Below are 18,197 nucleotides of genomic sequence, written 5' to 3'. Positions count from 1 at the left end.
TCGGGAAGGATTCGCGACCGGATGGGGCGTTGGGCATGATCGACTGGACGAGGGTGTTGGAACTGCGCGAGGAGGTCGGACAGTCCGAATTCGCCCCGGTGCTGGAACTGTTCATGGACGAGGTCGAAGAGATCGTCATGCGCCTGTCCAGGGACGATCCCGCCAAGCTGGCGCGCGACCTGCATTTTCTCAAAGGCAGCGCGTGGAATCTTGGTTTTGCGGAATTCGGTGCCCTGTGCCAGAGCAGCGAGACGCAAACCCTGCGCGGCCAGTTGGCCGAGATCAGCATCAAGCAGATCATCAGCTGTTATTCGCGATCGAAACAGCTGTTCATGCGCGATCTCGCCCGCATGGTCGATGACCGCGAGGGCGGCCAGGCCGGGGTGGCCTGAACCCTTGCCGGCTCAGATCAGGAATTCGGCCAGCACCGCGTCCTTGGTGATGTCGCGATAGGTGAATCCGGCCTGGTCCAGACGCCGCAGCATGGTGGTCAGGTTCTCGGGCCGGCTGCTTTCGATGCCGATCAGGATCGAGCCGAAGTTCCGCGCCGATTTCTTCAGGTATTCAAAGCGGGCGATGTCGTCATCCGGCCCCAGAAGCTGCAGGAAATCGCGCAGCGCGCCGGGCCGCTGCGGCATCCGCAGCACCAGGTATTTCTTCTTGCCGGCAAAGCGCTGCGCCCGTTCCTTCACATCGGGCAGGCGCTCGAAGTCGAAATTCCCGCCCGAACAGACGCAGACCACGGTCTTGCCGGTCAAATCGCCCAGATCGCCCAGCACGTCCACCGCCAGCGCGCCCGCCGGTTCCAGCACCATGCCCTCGGTGTTCAGCATCTCCAGCATGGTGATGCAGATCCGGTCCTCGGGGGCCAGGTGCACGTCGGTCATCGCGTAGCGCTGCAATTCCTCGAAGGGCAGGGCACCGATTCGCGCCACCGCGGCACCATCGACGAAACCGTCCACCGCCGGCAGGGCCACCGGCGCACCGTTCTGCAGCGCCGCCTGCAGGCTGGCACCCCCCAGCGGCTCGGCAAAGGCCAGCCGCGTCCCGGTCGCATTCTCGCGCAGATAGCGCGACACACCCGAGGACAAGCCGCCGCCGCCCACCGGCAGCACCACCAGATCGGGCGCGCGGCCGAGCTGTTCCAGCATCTCCAGCGCCACTGTCGCCTGACCCTCGATCACATCGGCCGAATCGAAGGGTGCCAGGAACACCGCCTCCTGCTCGGCCGAGAACTGCTGCGCGGCGGCCAGCGTCTGGTCGAAATAATCGCCGGTCAGCACGATCTCGACGGAATCGCCGCCGAAGGTCCGGGTCTTGTCGATCTTCTGCTGCGGCGTCGTCACCGGCATGAAGATGGTGCCCTTGGCGCCGAAATGGCGGCAGGCGAAGGCCACGCCCTGCGCGTGGTTGCCGGCGCTGGCGCAGACGAAATGCGCGTTCCCGCCGCGCCCGTCGACCATGATCTTGCGCATGGCGTTGTAGGCCCCGCGCAGCTTGTAGCTGCGCACCGGCGTCAGGTCCTCGCGCTTCAGCCAGATATCGGCGCCGTATTTCGCCGACAGGTGGTCGTTGCGCTGGAGGGGCGTCGGCTCGAACAGATCGCGGATCGCGTCTTCGGCCGCGCGCACGGCTTGGGTAAAGTTTTCCATGGTTTCGCCCATGCCGCGAAAGCGCGGATTTGGCAAGGGGCGCAGGGGGCAAGGCCTTGTGAGACGGCGCGATTCCCCCTATTCCCGGCCGCAACATCGCGAATAAGAGGGCCGATCACCATGACCGACGCGCCGAAGAAAGTCGTCCTTGCCTATTCCGGAGGCTTGGACACCTCGATCATCCTGAAATGGCTGCAGACCGAATATGGCTGCGAGGTCATCACCTTCACCGCCGATCTGGGCCAGGGCGAGGAGCTCGAGCCCGCGCGCCAGAAGGCCGAGCTGCTGGGCATCGCCCCCGAGAACATCCATATCGAGGATCTGCGCGAGGAATTCGTGCGCGATTTCGTCTTCCCGATGTTCCGCGCCAATGCGCTTTACGAGGGGCTTTACCTTCTGGGCACCTCGATCGCCCGGCCGCTGATCTCGAAGCGTCTGGTGGAGCTTGCCCATCAGCACGGCGCCGATGCTGTCGCCCATGGCGCCACCGGCAAAGGCAACGACCAGGTGCGGTTCGAGCTTTCGGCCTATGCGCTCGACCCCTCGATCAAGGTCATCGCGCCCTGGCGGCTCTGGGATCTGACCTCGCGCACCAAGCTGATCGAGTTTGCTGAGAAGAACCAGATCCCCATCGCCAAGGACAAACGCGGCGAGGCGCCGTTCAGCGTCGATGCAAACCTCTTGCACACCTCGAGCGAGGGCAAGGCGCTGGAGAACCCGGCGGAAGAGGCGCCCGATTACGTCTACCAGCGCACGGTCAATCCCGAGGATGCGCCCGATACGCCCGAATATATCGAAGTGACTTTTGAGGCGGGTGATGCGGTGGCGATCAACGGCCAGAAACTGTCGCCCGCGACCATCCTAACCGACCTGAACGAATATGGCCGCAAGCACGGCATCGGCCGGCTGGATTTCGTCGAGAACCGCTTCGTCGGCATGAAGTCCCGCGGCATCTATGAAACGCCGGGCGGCACCATCCTTCTGGAAGCCCATCGCGGCATCGAGCAGATCACGCTGGACAGCGGCGCCGGGCATCTGAAGGACTGCCTGATGCCGCGCTATGCAGAGCTGATCTATAACGGCTTCTGGTTCAGCCCCGAGCGCGAGATGCTGCAGGCCGCCATCGACAAATCGCAGGAACATGTCACCGGCACCGTGCGGCTGAAGCTCTACAAGGGCAATGTCAGCACCGTTGGCCGCTGGTCGGACCATTCGCTTTACAGCGAGGCGCATGTGACCTTCGAAGATGATGCCGGCGCCTATGACCAGAAGGATGCGGCGGGCTTCATCAAGCTGAACGCGCTGCGGCTGAAACTGGTCGCGAACCGCAACGCCAAGTTCAAGTAAGCCCCTCTCCGCCCGCGCCTTCGGGTGCGGGCGGATAAGTGATCCCGGCACCGGGCGTGACCACCGCGCCCGGCGTCATCACCGCCGGCTCCAGCCGATCCGGCGCCATGATGTGAAACACCGGCTGGCCGTCGCCGATCAGGTAATCGGCGACAATCCGGCGATGGCAGCGCCACCAGACGGCTTCCGAGCACATGACGGTCACACGCCGCTCGGCGCCAAGCTGCAGCAGATGCGCCAGCCCGTCGCGAAATTCCGGTGACAGCGCGTAATCGGCGTAATTGTGAAAGCTGCGGTTCCGCCACAGCGCATTCACCGCGAAGGGCACCCCGCGGTCCCGGCCGCGCAAGCCGCCAAGGCTGGCGACATGCTCGTAGCCGATCCCGGCCTCGGCCAGCACCCCGGCCAGCGGCCCGCCGTTGAACTGCGGATTGGCCCGCGACATCGGCATTTTTCGAATATCGGCAACAAAACCGACCCCGGCGCTCGCCAGCAGGTCCAGAAAATCCGGCAGGCTGCGGTCGGAATGGCCGACGGTATAAAAGGGCGCGGTCACGCGGGCCGGTCAGATCAGCGTCAGCGCGCTGCCCCTGTGGGCGGCGATATGGTCGGTCTTGTCGCTTTGGATCTCGTATTGAGGATCGCTGTCCGAGGCGTGATGCGTATAGCCCTTGTAGTCGAAATCGCTGACATGCACGGCGATGATCCGTCCCGAGACACGGCCAGCCTCGGAATTCCAGCTGACATGATCGCCGACCTTGAATCTGGGGGCCATGGAACCTTCCCTCGTTTTCCGTTCGCGATGGGCACAGGGTAGGCCAGGAACGCTCGAAACACCAATCATCGTGGCGCCCTCTTTCCTTCCCGGTGACACCTGACCAGAATGGGTCAGGTTCATAGAAAAGGCCCCGCCATGACCGACCAGCGTCTGACCGCCCGCATTGCCATCGTCACCGTCAGTGACCGCGCTGCCAGCGGTGAATACGAGGACAAGGGCGGGCCGGGCGCCGAGGCCTGGCTGCGCGAGGTCGTCACCTCGCCGATGGAGATCGCCCGCCACATCATCCCCGACGGGCGCGAGGGGGTGGCCGCCAAGCTGCGCGAACTGGCCGAACTGGGCAGCGACCTGATCCTTGTGACCGGCGGCACCGGCCCCTCACCGCGCGACCAGACGCCCGAGGCGGTGATCGACGTGATGGACAAGGAACTGGCCGGTTTCGGCGAGGAAATGCGCCGCGCCTCGCTGCTCGAGGTGCCGACCGCGATCCTGTCGCGCCAGACCGCCGCGATCCGCGATGCCTCGCTGATCATCACCCTGCCGGGCAATCCCTCGGCCATCGCCACCTGCCTCAACGCCGTCTTCGCCGCCGTGCCCTATTGCCTCGACCTGATGGGGGCGGGACGGATCGAAACCGACCCGGCGAAGATCAAGGCGTTCAGGCCGCAGGGGAAATAGGGCGGTTGCAGCCCGGGGTGAGGGCGGGCCGTTCATCCTTCGCCATCAAGGCCGGGTAGATCGCGGCGCAGTGCGTTGGTCAGCTGACGGCGGCCGCAGGCGTGGCGCCCGCATATCCCCGATCAGGACATTTGCTTTCAGCAGCTTCAGCGCAAGCGCATGGGCCAGTACCTTGTAAAGCAGGGCCGAAAGCTCGGGGTCGTCGCGCAGGATCGCGCTTACAGCCTGCTCGTCAAGGCGATGGACCACGCAGGCCGTCGCCGCCATCACTTCGGTGCTGCGCGGCAGGTCGAGGATATGCGCCATCTCGCCGACCACCGCCCCGGGTCCGAGCGACCGGACGCGAAGGCTCGCGCCGGCCGGCGATGTGATCGAAACCGAAAGCCGGCCGTATTCGACGAAAAAGATGTCCGTGGTCGGGTCGCCCTGACGGATGAGCCGATCACCCGGCGCAAGGTCCATGCGCGTCATCCGCTGCAGCAGGTCGCCCCGGCGGGGATGGCTGTCGCTCAACTCGGCCAGCAGGTCATCCAGGGATCTGCCGGCCATGGGTTCCCTGTGATCCAGCAACTCGTTCTCGCATGCCTCGAGCGCTTCATCCAGAGTCGCGGCCGTGCGGATGCCAAGCACCCGATCCGGACTGTCCTGAACCTGCACCGCCCATTGCTCCAATGCGCGGCGATTGGCCTCGCTCAGCCCCGCGAGCAACGGTATGACCCCACGGCGCGCCAGCAATTGGCGCAGCTTGGCCAGTCCGGCGCAGGCAGATGAGTCGATCAGGTCAAGCTCTTCGCAGTCGAGGATGACGAAAGCCGACTGGGGCTCCCTCAGAAGAAGCCGATGGGTGATCGTGATCATGTTCTCGACCGAGCCGAAGAACAGCGCGCCCTGCAGGTGCAGGATCTGGATGCGGTTGCCGTGCTGGCTCAAGCGCCCGTCTTCCTCGAGCGAGCGATCGACCACGCTGCGCCGGGCCCGGCCATCGGTGATGAAATCGACCACCGGCAGCCGCGCGCTGGTGATGGCAAAGCTGAGCACGGCGAGGAACAGCCCGACCAGAACCGCGGGCAGGATGCCCAGAACCAGCGTCACCGCGACAATGCCGCAGATGATCGTCCAGTCTCCCGCCCGCAGTCGGCGGCGGGTCTGGAACAGCCAGCTCTCGATCATGGTGATGCCGATGAAGATCAGAAGGCCGGTCGCCACGAAGATCGGCACGGCCCCGGCCAGCGTGGTGGCAAAGAAGCAGGCCGGCCCAAGGACGAGAAGAAACCCCGCGCTGAGCGCGCCACGCTGCGCACCCATCCGCCCGGCAAAGATATTCGCGCCGCCCTGTGCAAATGCGGCAACGCAGCCGAAAGCGCCGACCAGCAGGTTCGTCGCCCCGACGATCTTCAGTTCATGATCGACCTTGACCTCTGATTCCAGCGCAAGCTCGATCCCGGTTATGTTCAGCAGGACCGCGACCAGATTGATCAGCGCCACGCTGGCAATGATTGGCGTGGCATAGGCGACGGCGTTCCAGTCCACCTCGCCGAGAGACAGCCGGGCGATCCCCAGTGGACCATCGCCGCCGAAGTTGGGGAGAAGATGCAGGTCTCGCGCCTCTGTGGAATCGATCCCCAGCCAGGAAAGACAGGCGTAGAAGCCAAGAAGTGCAAAGGCAAAGGCGGCAAGCATGCCGACGATGCCGTGGAACCATCGGATGGCGAGGAAGAGGGCGGCGACGAAGGCGAGGGCAGGGACCAGGTTGCTCCAGACGACCGGGTCCATCAACGCGGCGGAAATCTGACCGTGCGGGGAACCGGCCAGCAGGATCGACAGGGCGGCCATCACCAGCAGGCAGCCCGAACTGGCTAGGAAACCCGCGGCCACGGGATAGGGGAAGGCCCTGACGATGCGCCCGAGGCGAAACCGACCGACCGCCCAGAAAAGCAGGCCCGAGACCACCGCCGAGAGGCCGAGCACGGCAAAGGTGGTGATGACATTGGCCTCGACCGGGCCGTTGGCCATCAGCCCCGCCGCGATCGCGGCCGGGGCCAGCAGCGAGATACTGGTGTCCTGCGAGATCGCAAGAGACAGCGGCAGCTTTCCGATCATGGTCTGGCTGATGGTCACGATGACGCTGCCGAGAACGAAGGCGGTCGCGCCCAGTCCAAGCCCGCCAACCAGTCCACCGGCGAAGCAGAGTGTGGCCAGTGCAATGCAATGGCCAACGGCGTCGATGCCAAGAACGGCCCCTAATGCCGCGGATCGGAAAACGGTTGCGTGATGGACCACGGCAATCGCGGCGGATGGACCCGCGATCCCCGCCGGATCGTCACTGTCGCTGTCGGAGTTCATCAATCCTACCGTCGCCCTGTCCTCGAACGGTAGCCAGAGATACCCGGCCGCGCAACAATTCCGCGATGGCCTGATTGAAAGCCAGTGCATTTTTCTGACGCCATTGCCGGTGGAGTGGGTGATTTCAACCGGTCGCATTCCAGGCGGAGAAGCAGGAAAAATAACCTATTCCGTCAAATAATTTACCTAGTAAATTCGGTAAATCCGGGGGTCAGTTTTATGACATGGATGGGGATCGGTTATTGGTTCAATATGACCATGTCCGCCGCGCGTATTTGATGTCCAATTCGGCATCCGCCTTGACTCATGGGCAATTTGCTGGCGTGATTGGGTGGGGAGTGCTTGTTGGGTAACAATTCCCTCGACCGCAAGGTCTTTTCGCACCTTGCGACGGCAGTTGACGCCTGCTCGGTCTTCATCATTGCGCACGTCCCACATGCTTCTGAGCCAATGGGAGACTGCGCATGACCATGAGCGATTTGCCCGACCAGTTCCTCTATGCGCGCAAGGGGCCATGGCCACAGCCCTCGCCGTCGCATCCGCTGATCTGCGCCGACGAGGTGCTGAACATCCCGCCGATGGAGGCCTTGCTGTTCAACGAAGCCATTGGCGCGCGCTATCTGCAGGCACGGATCGGCTATCCGGCCTACGCGGCGCAGTATTCCGCGGCGGTGTCATCCTGGAAGGGCGTTACACTGGCACGGTTCAACGAGATCATGACCACGACGCTGTTCACCCGGTTCCGGGTCCGGATGCAGGACGAGGAAATCGCGGCCTGCCGCAAGGCCTTTGCGGATGAACAGGATATCATCGATGACCTGAACAGCGGCCTCTGGACCAAGTATGATTTCACCGCGATGAAGCTGATCGACCCGCTGGAGGGCATGTATGTCGCGCCCACCAAGGTCTTCTTCCGCGAGGATGCGCAGGGCAGGAACTGCTGTCGCATCATCGAGGTCGATGGGCTGTTGATGCGCGATACCGACAGCTCCTTCGGCATCGCCATGGTCTATGGTCTGCAGGGGGCCTCCTATCACGTGCTCTTTGTGGTGCATCCGGCGCTGCATTTCCCGATGAACTCGGTGAACGCCATCACCAAGACCGCATTGCCGATGAACCATCCGATCTTCCAGATGTTCGCCCCGCACAGCGCCTATTCGCTGGCGCTGGACAACGCGGTTCTGGAAAGCGCGGAATCGGTGGTGAACAACAATGCCCAGGGAACGCGCTTCGATCCGCTGACTGGAAATGCCTATAATCTGAAGCTGCTTTTCGGCGCGGGCTATTCGGGTCTGACGGCGGAAAAGGGATATGATCCGGTCGCCTATCCCGAATATGATTACATGAACCCGCAATATTCCAACGCGCAGCATCCGCTGTTCGATACATTCTACGGCAATTGGCTGGCGCGCTATTTCGAGGATGCCTTTCTGCCCTTCTGCACGGTTGTCGCGGATTACATCAAGCAAAATGGCGATATGCTGGCCTATACCCGGCTTTGGGCGCGCTATCTGAATACCCATGTGCGCGGCTTTCCGGGGGCCGAGCAGATTGCCGAGGGTGATACGCTGGCGCGGGTCATGGCCATCTACATGTGGAACGGCTCGGTCTCGCATGGTGGCGATCACTGGAGCTTCTCGAACCAGATCACCGCGGTCGAGAAATGCCTGCGCATTCGCCGCGCACCGCCGGAGACACGGAACGAAGCGCCGGTCGACAACGAGAAGGACCCAATCTTCAGCCCCAATGACATGCAGCGGGCGGCCCTGTGCCAGTACATGTTCTTCCAAGCCTGGGCGATCCAGCCCAACCTGGTCGACACGAAATATGCCCTGCCGATTCCCGGGCTGCTGCAGGCGGCGGCCGAGTTCAACCAGAACCTCAAGAAGGTCAACCAGGCTCTGCTGAAGACGGTGCCGGCCAGCGATGATCCACTGGGCCCCACTGCCGTCACGAATTGCCAGCCGCTGGAGCCGATCGAGTCAACGCCGCGGCAAAGCGTCCCCTATGAACGGACGATCCCGCAGAGCATCCAGTACTAGGCCGGGAGCGAAGGACACCGGCCATGGATACCGCGATACGGGCCGGAGCGGCAGACCAGCACCTCGACCGTCTCGTCACCCGGGATGCGACAGGGGCGGTCTGGCATGGCCGGTTGCAGGATGGGACGGCGGCGTGGTTTCTGGCACCTGATCGAGGACCAGCGGGGGCCGAGCGGCTTCTCGCCGCACGCCTTGGGCTGGCGGCAAAATTGGCGCTTCGGGTCGATCAAGGACTTTGCGCGCGTCCGCTCGTGGCGTGCGGCGCAGAAACTCCGGGCGTTCTGGCTGTCGCTGACGAGGGCCAGACGCTGCTGGCGGAGATGATCCCGGAGCAGGGGATGCGGGTCGCGGTTCTGCTCGGTACAATGCTGGAACTGGCGCGACTGACCGTAGGGCTGCACGCGGCCGGCATCCTGCACCGGGACCTGCGCCCGGCACGGTTGCTGATCCGCGCCGGCGGTGCGGGTGCGCAATGTCTCGGCCTCGATTGCGCCACGACCCATTGGGGCCAGTCGGGCCTCGCCGCCGGCGAAATCGGTGCATCGCCACATTACGCTGCACCGGAACTGAGCGGCAGGATCGAGGTCCCCGTCGACAACCTGGCCGATCTTTATGCCCTCGGGGCGACCTTCGCCGAAATGATCAGCGGCAGGACGCTCTATCCCGACACCGATCCGCTGGAGCAGGGCTATGCCCATGTCGCACGCGAGATTCCGGCCTTTGAGCAGGGGCGCGATGACCTGCCGGTGATGCTGATGCGCATCACCCGCCAGCTGCTGCAGAAAGACCCCGATGACCGCTATGCCAGCGCCTTCGGGCTGCAATGCGACCTGGATCATTGTGCCGAACAGTTCGCCCGGACCGGCGTCATTCGTGAGTTCGACCTCGCGGGGCGCGGGATTTCGACCCGCTTCCGGCTTGCAGACCGGCTTTATGGCCGCGCGGTCGAGCAGGAACGGCTGCGGGCCGCCGTGGAGGACGGGTTGCTGCGGGGCAAGCGGACCGTGGTTTCCGTCTCTGGCCCCAGCGGTATCGGCAAGACCGCCTTCGTCATGCAGATGCGCTGGCATCACATGGGTGATGGCGTCCGGTTGCTTGCCGGAAAGTTCGACCGCTTCAAGCGCGACCAGCCCTATCTGGCCTTTTTGCAAGCAGCGCGCGGTCTGCTGCGCCCGATCCTTGGCGCCGAGGAGGCCGTTCTGGCCGGGTATCGGGTCGAGTTGCAAAACAGGCTGGGCCGTTTCGCCGGGCTTTTGACCGAATTGATCCCGGAACTCGCCATCCTGATCGGCCCGCAGCCGACGCCCGAGGACATCCCGCCAGCCGAGGCGAACCGGCGCTTCATCGGGGTCGTCGGTCGCTTCATCGAGGTCTTCGCAACCCGGAAGACGCCGATGATCCTGTTTCTGGATGATGTCCAATGGGCAGATCATGCCTCGCTGCATCTTTTGCAGGCCATAGCCGCGATGCCGGGCCTCAGCCATTTCATCCTGATCCTCGGCTATCGCTCGAACGAGGTGGATCCCGCGCATCCGGCCTGGCGGGTGATCCAGGACTGCCACGGCGCGGCGGACCGGTCGGAAATGATCGCTCTGGGTCCGCTGACAACGGGCGATGTCGAGCAGCTGCTGGAAGCGAGTCTCGCGCGCCCCCGGAGCGTGCTGCGCGCACTCGCCCGGCATGTGCATGAGGCGTCGCAGGGGAATGCCTTCTTCCTCAGGGAATACCTCACCTCGCTTGCCGCCCAGGGCGCGCTGTCTTTTGACCTTCGGCTGCCGGGTTGGCAGGTTGACATGGCCGCGCTGACCGGTGCCGAGGTGCCCGCCTCGGTCGCGGCGTTGCTGACCGGACGTCTGCAGACGCTACCGCGCGCCACGCTGGACCTGCTCGAAAGCGCGTCCTGCATCGGTGGGACCTTCGATCTCGAAACCTTGGGCTGGGTCACCAGCCTGCCCCTGCCCAAGGTTGCTGCGCTGCTGATCCCCGCCATCGATGCGACCGTCATCCGTGCGCTGGACAAGAATCATGCCTATTTTGCGGCGCAGCTGGCAGATGGCGATGCGAGTCCCCGACAGGGGCCGGCATGGTACAGGTTTCGCCACGACCAGATCCGCCAGGGCGTGCATGACCGGCTAGGCGACGCAGCAAGGGCCGAGCGTCATCTGCGGATCGCCCGGCTGATGCTGCAATCCGTGCGCGATCAGGACCTGCCGCGCCGCGCCGTGGAGATCTTCGGCCATGTCGCGGTTGCCGGCGTCGGCGGGCTGGAGCCGGGAGAGATCGAGCGCTTTGCGAAGCTGGGTCTTGTCGCCGCCGAGCAGGCGCAGCTCGGGCTGGCCTTCGATACTGCCCGGCACTATCTCGGCACGGTCCAGGAGATGATGGGCGGGGGCTGGAACGAGGCCCATGCGGCGCTGTGCCTCGGGCTCTACCGGTCGAAGACAAAATGCGCCTTCGCGCTCAATGATCGTGACGAAATGGAGGCGAGCGCGCTGGTGGCGCTGGCCCGTACAGATGATCCTTATGACATCGCCGATATCCAGGGGATGCGCATCCGCTATCTCTCGACCGGCAATCAGGGTCAGAAGGCCGCCGATCTCTGCATCGATGTCGCCGCCGAACTCGGGGTGCCTCTGCCGCGCCACCCGAGTCATGTAAAGGTGCTGTCCGAGGTTCTTCGCACGGTCTTGCCGCTGCGCGGACCCGATCTGGACCGGTTTGCCAATCTGCCCGAGGCCTGCGACGCCCAGGTACGCGCAGCGGTGCAGCTGATGGCCCAATCCGCCCCCGCCGCCTATTTCGCCGAACCGAACCTCTTCCCGGTCCTTGCCGCCTCGGCCACGCGCCTGTCGCTGAAACACGGTCTCAACCCGCAGGCGCCCTATTGCTTTGCCATGCTGGGGCTGGTGCTTTGCGGCGGGCTTGGGATGATCGATCGCGGCTATGGCTTCGGCGAGCTGGCGATCAGGAGCGCCGCCCGCTATGACGGCACCCCGCAATCCAAGCCGAAATTCGTCTTCGACACCTTCATCCGGCACTGGAAAGAGCCGCTCGACCAAGTGGTCGAACACCTGACGGACAGCTGGGTCAGGAACCGGGAGGCGGGCGATCAGGAAGATGCCACCTATTGCGCCGGCGTGGCGCTTTATGCCGATTTCCTTTCGGGTCGCCATGTCGACACCCCCGGACGCCATCCGGAACTGCTCGACTATCTGCGCCGCACGGAAATGCCGCATGTAAGGGATTGTTTCCTCGCCTGGGGCCAGTTGCTGCACCTGCTGGGCAAGCCCGATCTGCCCCCAGAGCTAAGCGGCGATGATTTCGACTACCCGACGAAGATCGCCGAGTTCCGGCGGCTCGAGAACGGTGTCCAGACCGCCATCAGTTCCATCGCCGCCGGGGTTCTTGATCACCTGGCCGGTCGCTATCAACGGGCGGAAGAGCGCTTTGCCCTCGCGGCGAGGAACGAGGTCCACATCATTGCGCAGGTTCTGGTGCCGGGACTGGCCTTCTTGCGGGCGCTGAACGCCTATTGGCTGGCCGAAGCCGATCCGGCGCAATCAGTGAAGATGCGCCGCATCGCGTGGAAGCAGACGTTGCGGCTGAAATTCTGGAACCGTAGCGGCCCGGCCAACCTGGCCCATCGGCTGGCGTTGCTGAAGGCAGAACGGCTGGCCGCGAAAGGCCGGCAGGCTGCGGCGCTGATGGCCCTGCATCAGTCCTGCACGCTGGCCGGACCACAGGCGCCCTTCTTTGCCTACCTTGCCCATCGCCGCCGCTTCCATATCCTGCGCCGCGCAGGCCACCCGGAGGCCGCGCGCGAGGCTGCCCGCGAGGCTGCCGCTGCTGCCCGGAACTGGGGCGCGCCGGGGCTTGCCAATGCCATTTGTGGCGAAGCGGGCATTCCCGATGGTCAGTTCGATCATGCCAGCAGTTCCGGGATGGCCGCGGCCGACCTGCAGGGCTTCATCGACCTTGTCGGTAGCCTCAGCGAGAATACCACGCCCGAAGACCTGCTGGCGCGGATTGCTACGTTGGCGATGCGGATCGGTCACGCGGATTCCTGCACGCTGGCGCTGGTCGACGAGATGGGTGGGACGAGTCTGTCCAGCTATTCCGCCGATGGTGGTGACGCGGAGCCAGCGAAGGGTCCGCCGGAAATCCCTGCCGCCGTATTGCGGCCTGCAATCGACCTTTGCCTGCGCACGCGGACGACCCAGCATTCGGACGCCCCCGAGACCGAACCCTTTGCGGCAGGCTTGCGGGGTGACCTGCCCAAGGCGATGCTTTGCGTGCCCATCCAGCACGGGGACAGACTGCTGGGTGCGCTCTACCTCTCGAGCCAGCAGAGCCGGCACGTCTTCGCGCCGTCACGCCGCAACCTGATCGAGACCCTCGCCAGGCAAGCGGCCATCGGGCTGCAGAATCTGCGTCTTCTGGGCGATGTGCAGGCGGCGCTCAACTCGCAGAAGCGCCAGACCCTGGCGAACCAACGATTCGTGCCCGATCACCTGATGCAGGTTCTGGGCCAGGCCAGCATCACCGAGGTCGAGCTGAGCCAATTTGCCGAGACCGAGATGACGGTGGTCTTCGTCGACATCCGCGGCTCGACCGGCATCGCCGAGGAAATCGGGGCGCGGCGCACGATCCAGATGATCAACCGCTATCTCGAACATGTGCAGCCGGCGATCGCGGCGCATGGCGGGTTCGTCGGGAATTACATGGGGGACGGGCTTCTGGCACTGTTTCCCGGCGGCCCTGACAGGGCACTGTTCGGGGTGACGGCGATGGCGCGCGGGCTGTCGGGTTACAATGCCAACCGCGGCGATCTGCCCCGCCTTGCCTTCGGCGCGGGTCTGGACCTGGGGCCCCTGACCCTCGGGATGATCGGCGATCCAGACCATATGCAGGTCGGCGTTCTGGGCACGCCTGTCAATGTCGCCGCTCGGTTGGAGGACCTGAACAAGGAACTGGGCAGCCGGGCACTCGTCTCCGGGGCCTGCGTGGCTGGGCTGGAGCATCCCGAACGGCATGCCCTGCGGTTCCTCGGACAGGTCCGTTTGCGCGGGCTCAGCACATCGCTGCCTGTCCACGAAATGCTGGACGTCTATGACGAGGCGCAGCGCCTTGCCCTGATTGCCGCGCGTGACAGGTTCGACCGGGCGGTGGAGGCAATGGAGGCGGGCGAACCCGACCTGGCAGCGCGTTTCTTTGCCGAAGCCGAGGCTGCCGCGGAGCATGACCCGGTCGCGGCGCGGATGGCGAGGCGATGTCGGGAAAGCCTGCCGATGCGCAACTGACGCGAGGAAAAGGCCCGAGCGGACTGGCGCGGGCGAGCCCGAGCCAGCAATGGACCGGCGGCAAAGGCGCCGATTCGGCAGAGCGCCGCAATCAATTGATCCAAAGAGTGTCAGGGGACAGACAATTTGGCCGCTGCGACTTAGCTAACCCACTGATATCAAATATTCTGATTCCATTCTGGCGACATGAATTTGGCCATTCGCGACAGAATTCCTGTCCATCTCGGGGGATGCTGGTCGGTCGGAAGACCTTCCGCCACAAAAAAAGCTTCCTATTGAGGCGCTTATCCAGAGGTGAATTTTTAGGTCGTGATATGGTTTCGATCAGCGCCACCGAGAACGCAAATAAAAGCAGAACAAGCAGTGGAATTTCTATCGGCTGCTCCTTAAGCATGGTCCTGAAATCCAGGCCGACGAACAGTTCATGCTTTGGGCCACGTGATCTATTGTTCGATGAAGCTCACCATCTTCGCGATATGGCTTTGCATATAATAGTTTGCGCTCGAGTCACCAACCGCCGCTATGAAGTCGCGGCCCGCCGCCCGCGCGTCGCCGGGGTCGATCTGGTCCGACCAACTATAAGCTGTGGCTCGTCCATAATCGATTACTGCGGCGTCGACCATTGAATCGCCGATATTGCAGCCGGACATTGCCTCAGCGATCTCCTGCGCACGATCATCCCACGCTAGGCGGTCATTATCGGAAAGTTGATCGTTTAGCGCGGACTGGATTATCCGGTTGTAGAAGTAGAAGGATGCAGCGTAGACTCGCCAGCCTGTCGCTGGGTTCGAACAGTCGGCTTGAGCAGCGTTGAGTGCGTCCTCGAAAGGCCCAAGCAGCGAGTCGAAAGGAAAGCTCTGCACGAAGCGCCGCGCCTGTTTCCGCACGGATGCGTCCGGGTGGCCAGTATACTCGACAATCTGCACGAGTTGATCTTGATTTAGGCGGACCAGCGGTTCGTCTAGCCGACGGCCCGGCTGAGGTCTGAGGTCTGGCGCTTCATTGCGCAGGCCTTCGTTCAGCGCGCTGAGCAGACTGGCTAAAATTTGAGGGTTGCTTGTCGAGGACTGCTGACCAAAGAGATCTGCGAGAATGGCGCCAGCGTAATCCGCGAAGTGCTTGCCGAGAAAGCGGCGCATATCAGCTTTTTCCTGATCTGTTCCGTTAGCTAACACCGCCCGTAAACTAGGATACGCCTGATTAACGTCTTGCGCAAAGGCGGGTGAGACTAATCCGAATCTGTACTGGGATGGCGCAATTGCACCGAAATCCAAGTCGTCCTGCAGTTCTGTCGGCGTCGGCTTATCGCTTACTAAAAGCTTCGGAATGCGCACTTGGCGTTTTGCACCAATTTTTTTTAACTGGGCCTCAATTATACCGGGAATGATCTGCCCGTTCTTCTCGAAACAGTCCGTGATTGTTTGGTTGCTATCATCCGGATCTGGACCGCGAAATCCTACCCGAAACGGCGAGTCCGACGGTATGTCATAGTAGATCCACCTATCCGCACCTTCATTGTTGATTTCCACCCAGAACTGACCCGGGTTTTCCATCGAGAATTGACCCACCTTGAGATTATGTTGGTCGGGTCATGACCGGGTCAAGACATCAGAGGTCTCCTTCTTTTTTCTGGTCGCAGCAGCCGAGCTTGCCTTGAAGCGGAAGCTGTCATTGCCGGTTTCCAGGATGTGACAGCGGTGGGTCAGGCGATCGAGTAGCGCGGTGGTCATCTTGGCATCGCCAAAGACCGTCGCCCATTCGCTGAAGCTGAGATTGGTGGTGATGATGACGCTTGTGCGTTCGTAAAGCTTGCTCAGCAGGTGAAAGAGCAATGCGCCGCCTGATGCGCTGAACGGCAGGTATCCCAACTCGTCCAGGATCACGAGATCCAGCCGCATCAGGGTTTCAGCCAGTTGGCCGGTCCTGCCTCTCGCTTTCTCCTGCTCGAGCGTGTTGACCAGTTCTATGGTCGAGAAGAACCGGACCTTACGGCGATGATGCTCGATGGCCTGAATGCCAATGGCGGTTGCGACATGGGTCTTCCCGGTGCCTGGGCCGCCGATCAGGACAATGTTCTCGGCGCCGCCCATGAACTCGCAGCGATGCAGCTGGCGCACAGTCGCCTCATTGACTTCGCTGGCCGAGAAGTCGAAGCCTGACAGGTCCTTATAGGCGGGAAAGCGGGCGATCTTCATGTGATAGGCGACTGAGCGAACTTCTCGCTCGGCCATTTCGGCCTTCAGCAGTTGGGTGAGGATCGGCACGGCGCTTTCGAAGGCTGGTGCGCCTTGCTCGATCAGATCGGTGACGGCTTGCGACATGCCATGCATCTTGAGGCTGCGGAGCATGATCACGATGGCGCCGCTGGCAGGATCATGACGCATGGCGGCCTCCGGTCATGTGCGCGCGCAAGCCATCATAGCGTTCGACATTGGCCTTGGGCTCTCGGCGCAGATGCAGAGCCTGGGGCGTGTCGATGGGTGGTCCGTCGGTCTTTCCGTCGATCAGGCGGTGCAAAATGTTCAGCACATGGGTCTTGGTCGCGACGCCCTCGGACAGGGCAAGTTCGACCGCGGTCAGCACCGCTTGCTCGTCGTGATGCAGGACCAAGGCCAGGATATCGACCATCTCGCGATCACCGCCAATCCGCCGTAGCATCTGCTCCTGCAGCCGTTTGAAGGCAGCGGGCAACTCGGCAAACGGGGCTCCGTTGCGCAGGGCACCGGGTTTGCGCTGGATGACGGCGAGGTAATGCCGCCAGTCGTAGATGGTGCGCGGCGGCAGGTGGTGCGAGCGCTCGATCACCCGCTCATGCTCGCACAAAATCTGCCCTTCGGCGGCAATGACCAGGCGCTCGGGATAGATCCTGAGGCTCACAGGGCGATTGGCAAAAGACGCCGGCACGCTGTAGCGATTGCGCTCGAAGCTGATCAGGCAGGTCGGTGAGACGCGCTTGCTTTGCTCGACAAAGCCATCGAAGGCAGGCGGCAGGGCCATCAGCGCGGCCTGCTCCTCGGTCCAGGCATCGGCGATGCTGCCGGCACGGGTTCCATGTGGGATCTCCCGCCACAGTTCCATGCAGCGCTGCTCCAGCCAGGCGTTCAGGGCTGCCAGGTCCGGGAAGTTGGGCATTGGCTGCCACAGCCGCGGGCGCGCATCCTGGACGTTCTTCTCGACCTGTCCCTTCTCCCAGCCCGACGCCGGATTGCAGAATTCCGGCTCGAAGACATAGTGATTGGCCATGGCGAGGAAGCGCATATTGACCTGACGCTCCTTGCCGCGGCCAACGCGATCCACAGCGGTCCTCATGTTGTCGTAGATTCCCCGCCCAGGAACGCCGCCGAAGACGCGAAAGCCATGCCAATGGGCGTCGAACAGCATCTCGTGGGTTTGCAGCAGATAGGCGCGAACCAGGAAAGCCCGGCTGTGTGACAGCTTGATATGGGCGACTTGCAGCTTGGTGCGTTCTCCGCCCAACACCGCGTAATCCTCGCTCCAGTCGAACTGGAAGGCCTCCCCCGGGCGGAAGGCCAGCGGCACGAAGGTACCGCGTCCCGTGGTCTGCTGCTCGCGTTGCCGGTCGGCGCGCCAGTCACGAGCAAAGGCGGCGACGCGATTGTAGGAACCGGTATAGCCGAGCGCGACCAGATCGGCGTAGAGTTGCTTCAATGTCCGGCGCTGCTTGCGCGACTTCGTCGTCTCAGTCTTCAGCCAAGCCGCGAGCTTCTCGGCGAACGGATCGATCTTGCTCGGGCGCTCAGGCACCGAGAACTTCGGCTCGATCGTGCCCGCGTTCAGATACTTCTTGATGGTGTTCCGAGATAGCCCGGTCCGGCGGGCTATCTCGCGGATCGGCAGCTTCTCACGCAGCGCCATCCGCCGGATGATATTCAAAAGTCCCATGTGGATCACTCCGTTGCTCCCCGCCGCTGATCGCGTTGGGGAAGGGTCACATGGGTCAAATCTCAATGGAAATTACGCGCCAACCCGGGTCAGTTCTGGGTGGAAATCAACAATAATTGCGATGCGCGAAGAATCTTGCCCTGAGTTGCGCGAG

The 18,197-nt window shown here is 63.2% G+C and carries 12 protein-coding genes; 5 read left to right on the top strand and 7 right to left on the bottom strand.

Annotated elements, in window-relative coordinates:
* The first annotated feature begins 35 nt into the window (after window positions 1–35).
* On the top strand, window positions 36–392 hold the full coding sequence (locus CX676_RS10450; protein ID WP_101752560.1) for an Hpt domain-containing protein: 357 nt from the start codon (window positions 36–38) through the stop codon (window positions 390–392).
* A gap of 12 nt (window positions 393–404) precedes the next feature.
* Here the strand turns inward: CX676_RS10450 and ilvA are convergent, their stop codons facing one another.
* Complete coding sequence (gene ilvA / locus CX676_RS10445; protein WP_101754259.1) at window positions 405–1,652, bottom strand: threonine ammonia-lyase IlvA; 1,248 nt, start codon at window positions 1,650–1,652, stop codon at window positions 405–407.
* Between the two features lie 120 nt (window positions 1,653–1,772).
* Between ilvA and CX676_RS10440 the strand changes: the two genes are divergently transcribed.
* Window positions 1,773–2,999 carry an argininosuccinate synthase gene (locus CX676_RS10440; protein WP_101752559.1) on the top strand — a complete coding sequence of 409 codons (1,227 nt, stop codon included), beginning with the start codon at window positions 1,773–1,775 and terminating at the stop codon, window positions 2,997–2,999.
* Here CX676_RS10440 and CX676_RS10435 read toward each other — a convergent pair.
* Window positions 2,992–3,555, bottom strand: coding sequence for a DUF488 domain-containing protein (locus CX676_RS10435; RefSeq protein WP_101752558.1), 564 nt, complete (start codon window positions 3,553–3,555; stop codon window positions 2,992–2,994). The two genes, CX676_RS10440 and CX676_RS10435, sit on opposite strands and share 8 nt — an antisense overlap.
* 9 nt (window positions 3,556–3,564) lie before the next feature.
* Window positions 3,565–3,774, bottom strand: coding sequence for a hypervirulence associated TUDOR domain-containing protein (locus CX676_RS10430; RefSeq protein ID WP_101752557.1), 210 nt, complete (start codon window positions 3,772–3,774; stop codon window positions 3,565–3,567).
* 138 nt (window positions 3,775–3,912) lie between these two features.
* Between CX676_RS10430 and mog the strand changes: the two genes are divergently transcribed.
* Window positions 3,913–4,455, top strand: coding sequence for a molybdopterin adenylyltransferase (gene mog, locus CX676_RS10425; RefSeq protein WP_101752556.1), 543 nt, complete (start codon window positions 3,913–3,915; stop codon window positions 4,453–4,455).
* Window positions 4,456–4,500: 45 nt separating this feature from the next.
* On the opposite strand, the gene CX676_RS10420 is transcribed toward mog, so the two are convergent.
* Window positions 4,501–6,798: an SLC26A/SulP transporter family protein gene (locus CX676_RS10420; protein WP_198590174.1), complete on the bottom strand. Its 2,298-nt coding sequence runs from the start codon at window positions 6,796–6,798 to the stop codon at window positions 4,501–4,503.
* Between the two features lie 464 nt (window positions 6,799–7,262).
* Between CX676_RS10420 and CX676_RS10415 the strand changes: the two genes are divergently transcribed.
* Together CX676_RS10415 and CX676_RS10410 are read left to right on the top strand one after the other, a co-directional pair.
* Entirely contained in the window at window positions 7,263–8,840 is a 1,578-nt protein-coding gene (locus CX676_RS10415) for a hypothetical protein (protein ID WP_101752554.1), read from the top strand.
* 23 nt (window positions 8,841–8,863) lie between these two features.
* Window positions 8,864–14,140, top strand: a complete 5,277-nt coding sequence (locus CX676_RS10410; RefSeq protein ID WP_101752553.1) for an AAA family ATPase — start codon at window positions 8,864–8,866, stop codon at window positions 14,138–14,140.
* 443 nt (window positions 14,141–14,583) lie between these two features.
* Here the strand turns inward: CX676_RS10410 and CX676_RS22540 are convergent, their stop codons facing one another.
* The 3 genes from CX676_RS22540 to istA are packed head-to-tail and all read right to left on the bottom strand — an operon-like array spanning window position 14,584 to window position 18,043.
* Window positions 14,584–15,693, bottom strand: a complete 1,110-nt coding sequence (locus CX676_RS22540) for a hypothetical protein (protein ID WP_232816414.1) — start codon at window positions 15,691–15,693, stop codon at window positions 14,584–14,586.
* A 36-nt stretch (window positions 15,694–15,729) separates the two neighbouring features.
* Window positions 15,730–16,524 carry an IS21-like element helper ATPase IstB gene (istB, locus tag CX676_RS10400; RefSeq protein ID WP_101751536.1) on the bottom strand — a complete coding sequence of 265 codons (795 nt, stop codon included), beginning with the start codon at window positions 16,522–16,524 and terminating at the stop codon, window positions 15,730–15,732.
* Window positions 16,514–18,043 carry an IS21 family transposase gene (gene istA / locus CX676_RS10395; protein ID WP_101752186.1) on the bottom strand — a complete coding sequence of 510 codons (1,530 nt, stop codon included), beginning with the start codon at window positions 18,041–18,043 and terminating at the stop codon, window positions 16,514–16,516. The genes istB and istA overlap by 11 nt, the downstream gene beginning before the upstream one ends.
* Window positions 18,044–18,197: the final 154 nt, after the last annotated feature.

Origin of the sequence: Paracoccus zhejiangensis, assembly GCF_002847445.1 — a bacterium.
Lineage (GTDB): Bacteria > Pseudomonadota > Alphaproteobacteria > Rhodobacterales > Rhodobacteraceae > Paracoccus > Paracoccus zhejiangensis.
This window is presented reverse-complemented; position numbering and strand designations above follow the sequence as displayed.

Excerpts from the sequence above, each read along its gene's own strand:
- CX676_RS10450 (WP_101752560.1), top strand. The coding sequence starts at position 36 with ATGATCGACTGGACGAGGGTGTTGGAACTGCGCGAGGAGGTCGGACAG.
- ilvA (WP_101754259.1), bottom strand. The coding sequence starts at position 1,652 with ATGGAAAACTTTACCCAAGCCGTGCGCGCGGCCGAAGACGCGATCCGC.
- CX676_RS10440 (WP_101752559.1), top strand. The coding sequence starts at position 1,773 with ATGACCGACGCGCCGAAGAAAGTCGTCCTTGCCTATTCCGGAGGCTTG.
- CX676_RS10430 (WP_101752557.1), bottom strand. The coding sequence starts at position 3,774 with ATGGCCCCCAGATTCAAGGTCGGCGATCATGTCAGCTGGAATTCCGAG.
- mog (WP_101752556.1), top strand. The coding sequence starts at position 3,913 with ATGACCGACCAGCGTCTGACCGCCCGCATTGCCATCGTCACCGTCAGT.
- CX676_RS10420 (WP_198590174.1), bottom strand. The coding sequence starts at position 6,798 with ATGAACTCCGACAGCGACAGTGACGATCCGGCGGGGATCGCGGGTCCA.
- CX676_RS10415 (WP_101752554.1), top strand. The coding sequence starts at position 7,263 with ATGACCATGAGCGATTTGCCCGACCAGTTCCTCTATGCGCGCAAGGGG.
- CX676_RS10410 (WP_101752553.1), top strand. The coding sequence starts at position 8,864 with ATGGATACCGCGATACGGGCCGGAGCGGCAGACCAGCACCTCGACCGT.
- CX676_RS22540 (WP_232816414.1), bottom strand. The coding sequence starts at position 15,693 with ATGGAAAACCCGGGTCAGTTCTGGGTGGAAATCAACAATGAAGGTGCG.
- istB (WP_101751536.1), bottom strand. The coding sequence starts at position 16,524 with ATGCGTCATGATCCTGCCAGCGGCGCCATCGTGATCATGCTCCGCAGC.
- istA (WP_101752186.1), bottom strand. The coding sequence starts at position 18,043 with ATGGGACTTTTGAATATCATCCGGCGGATGGCGCTGCGTGAGAAGCTG.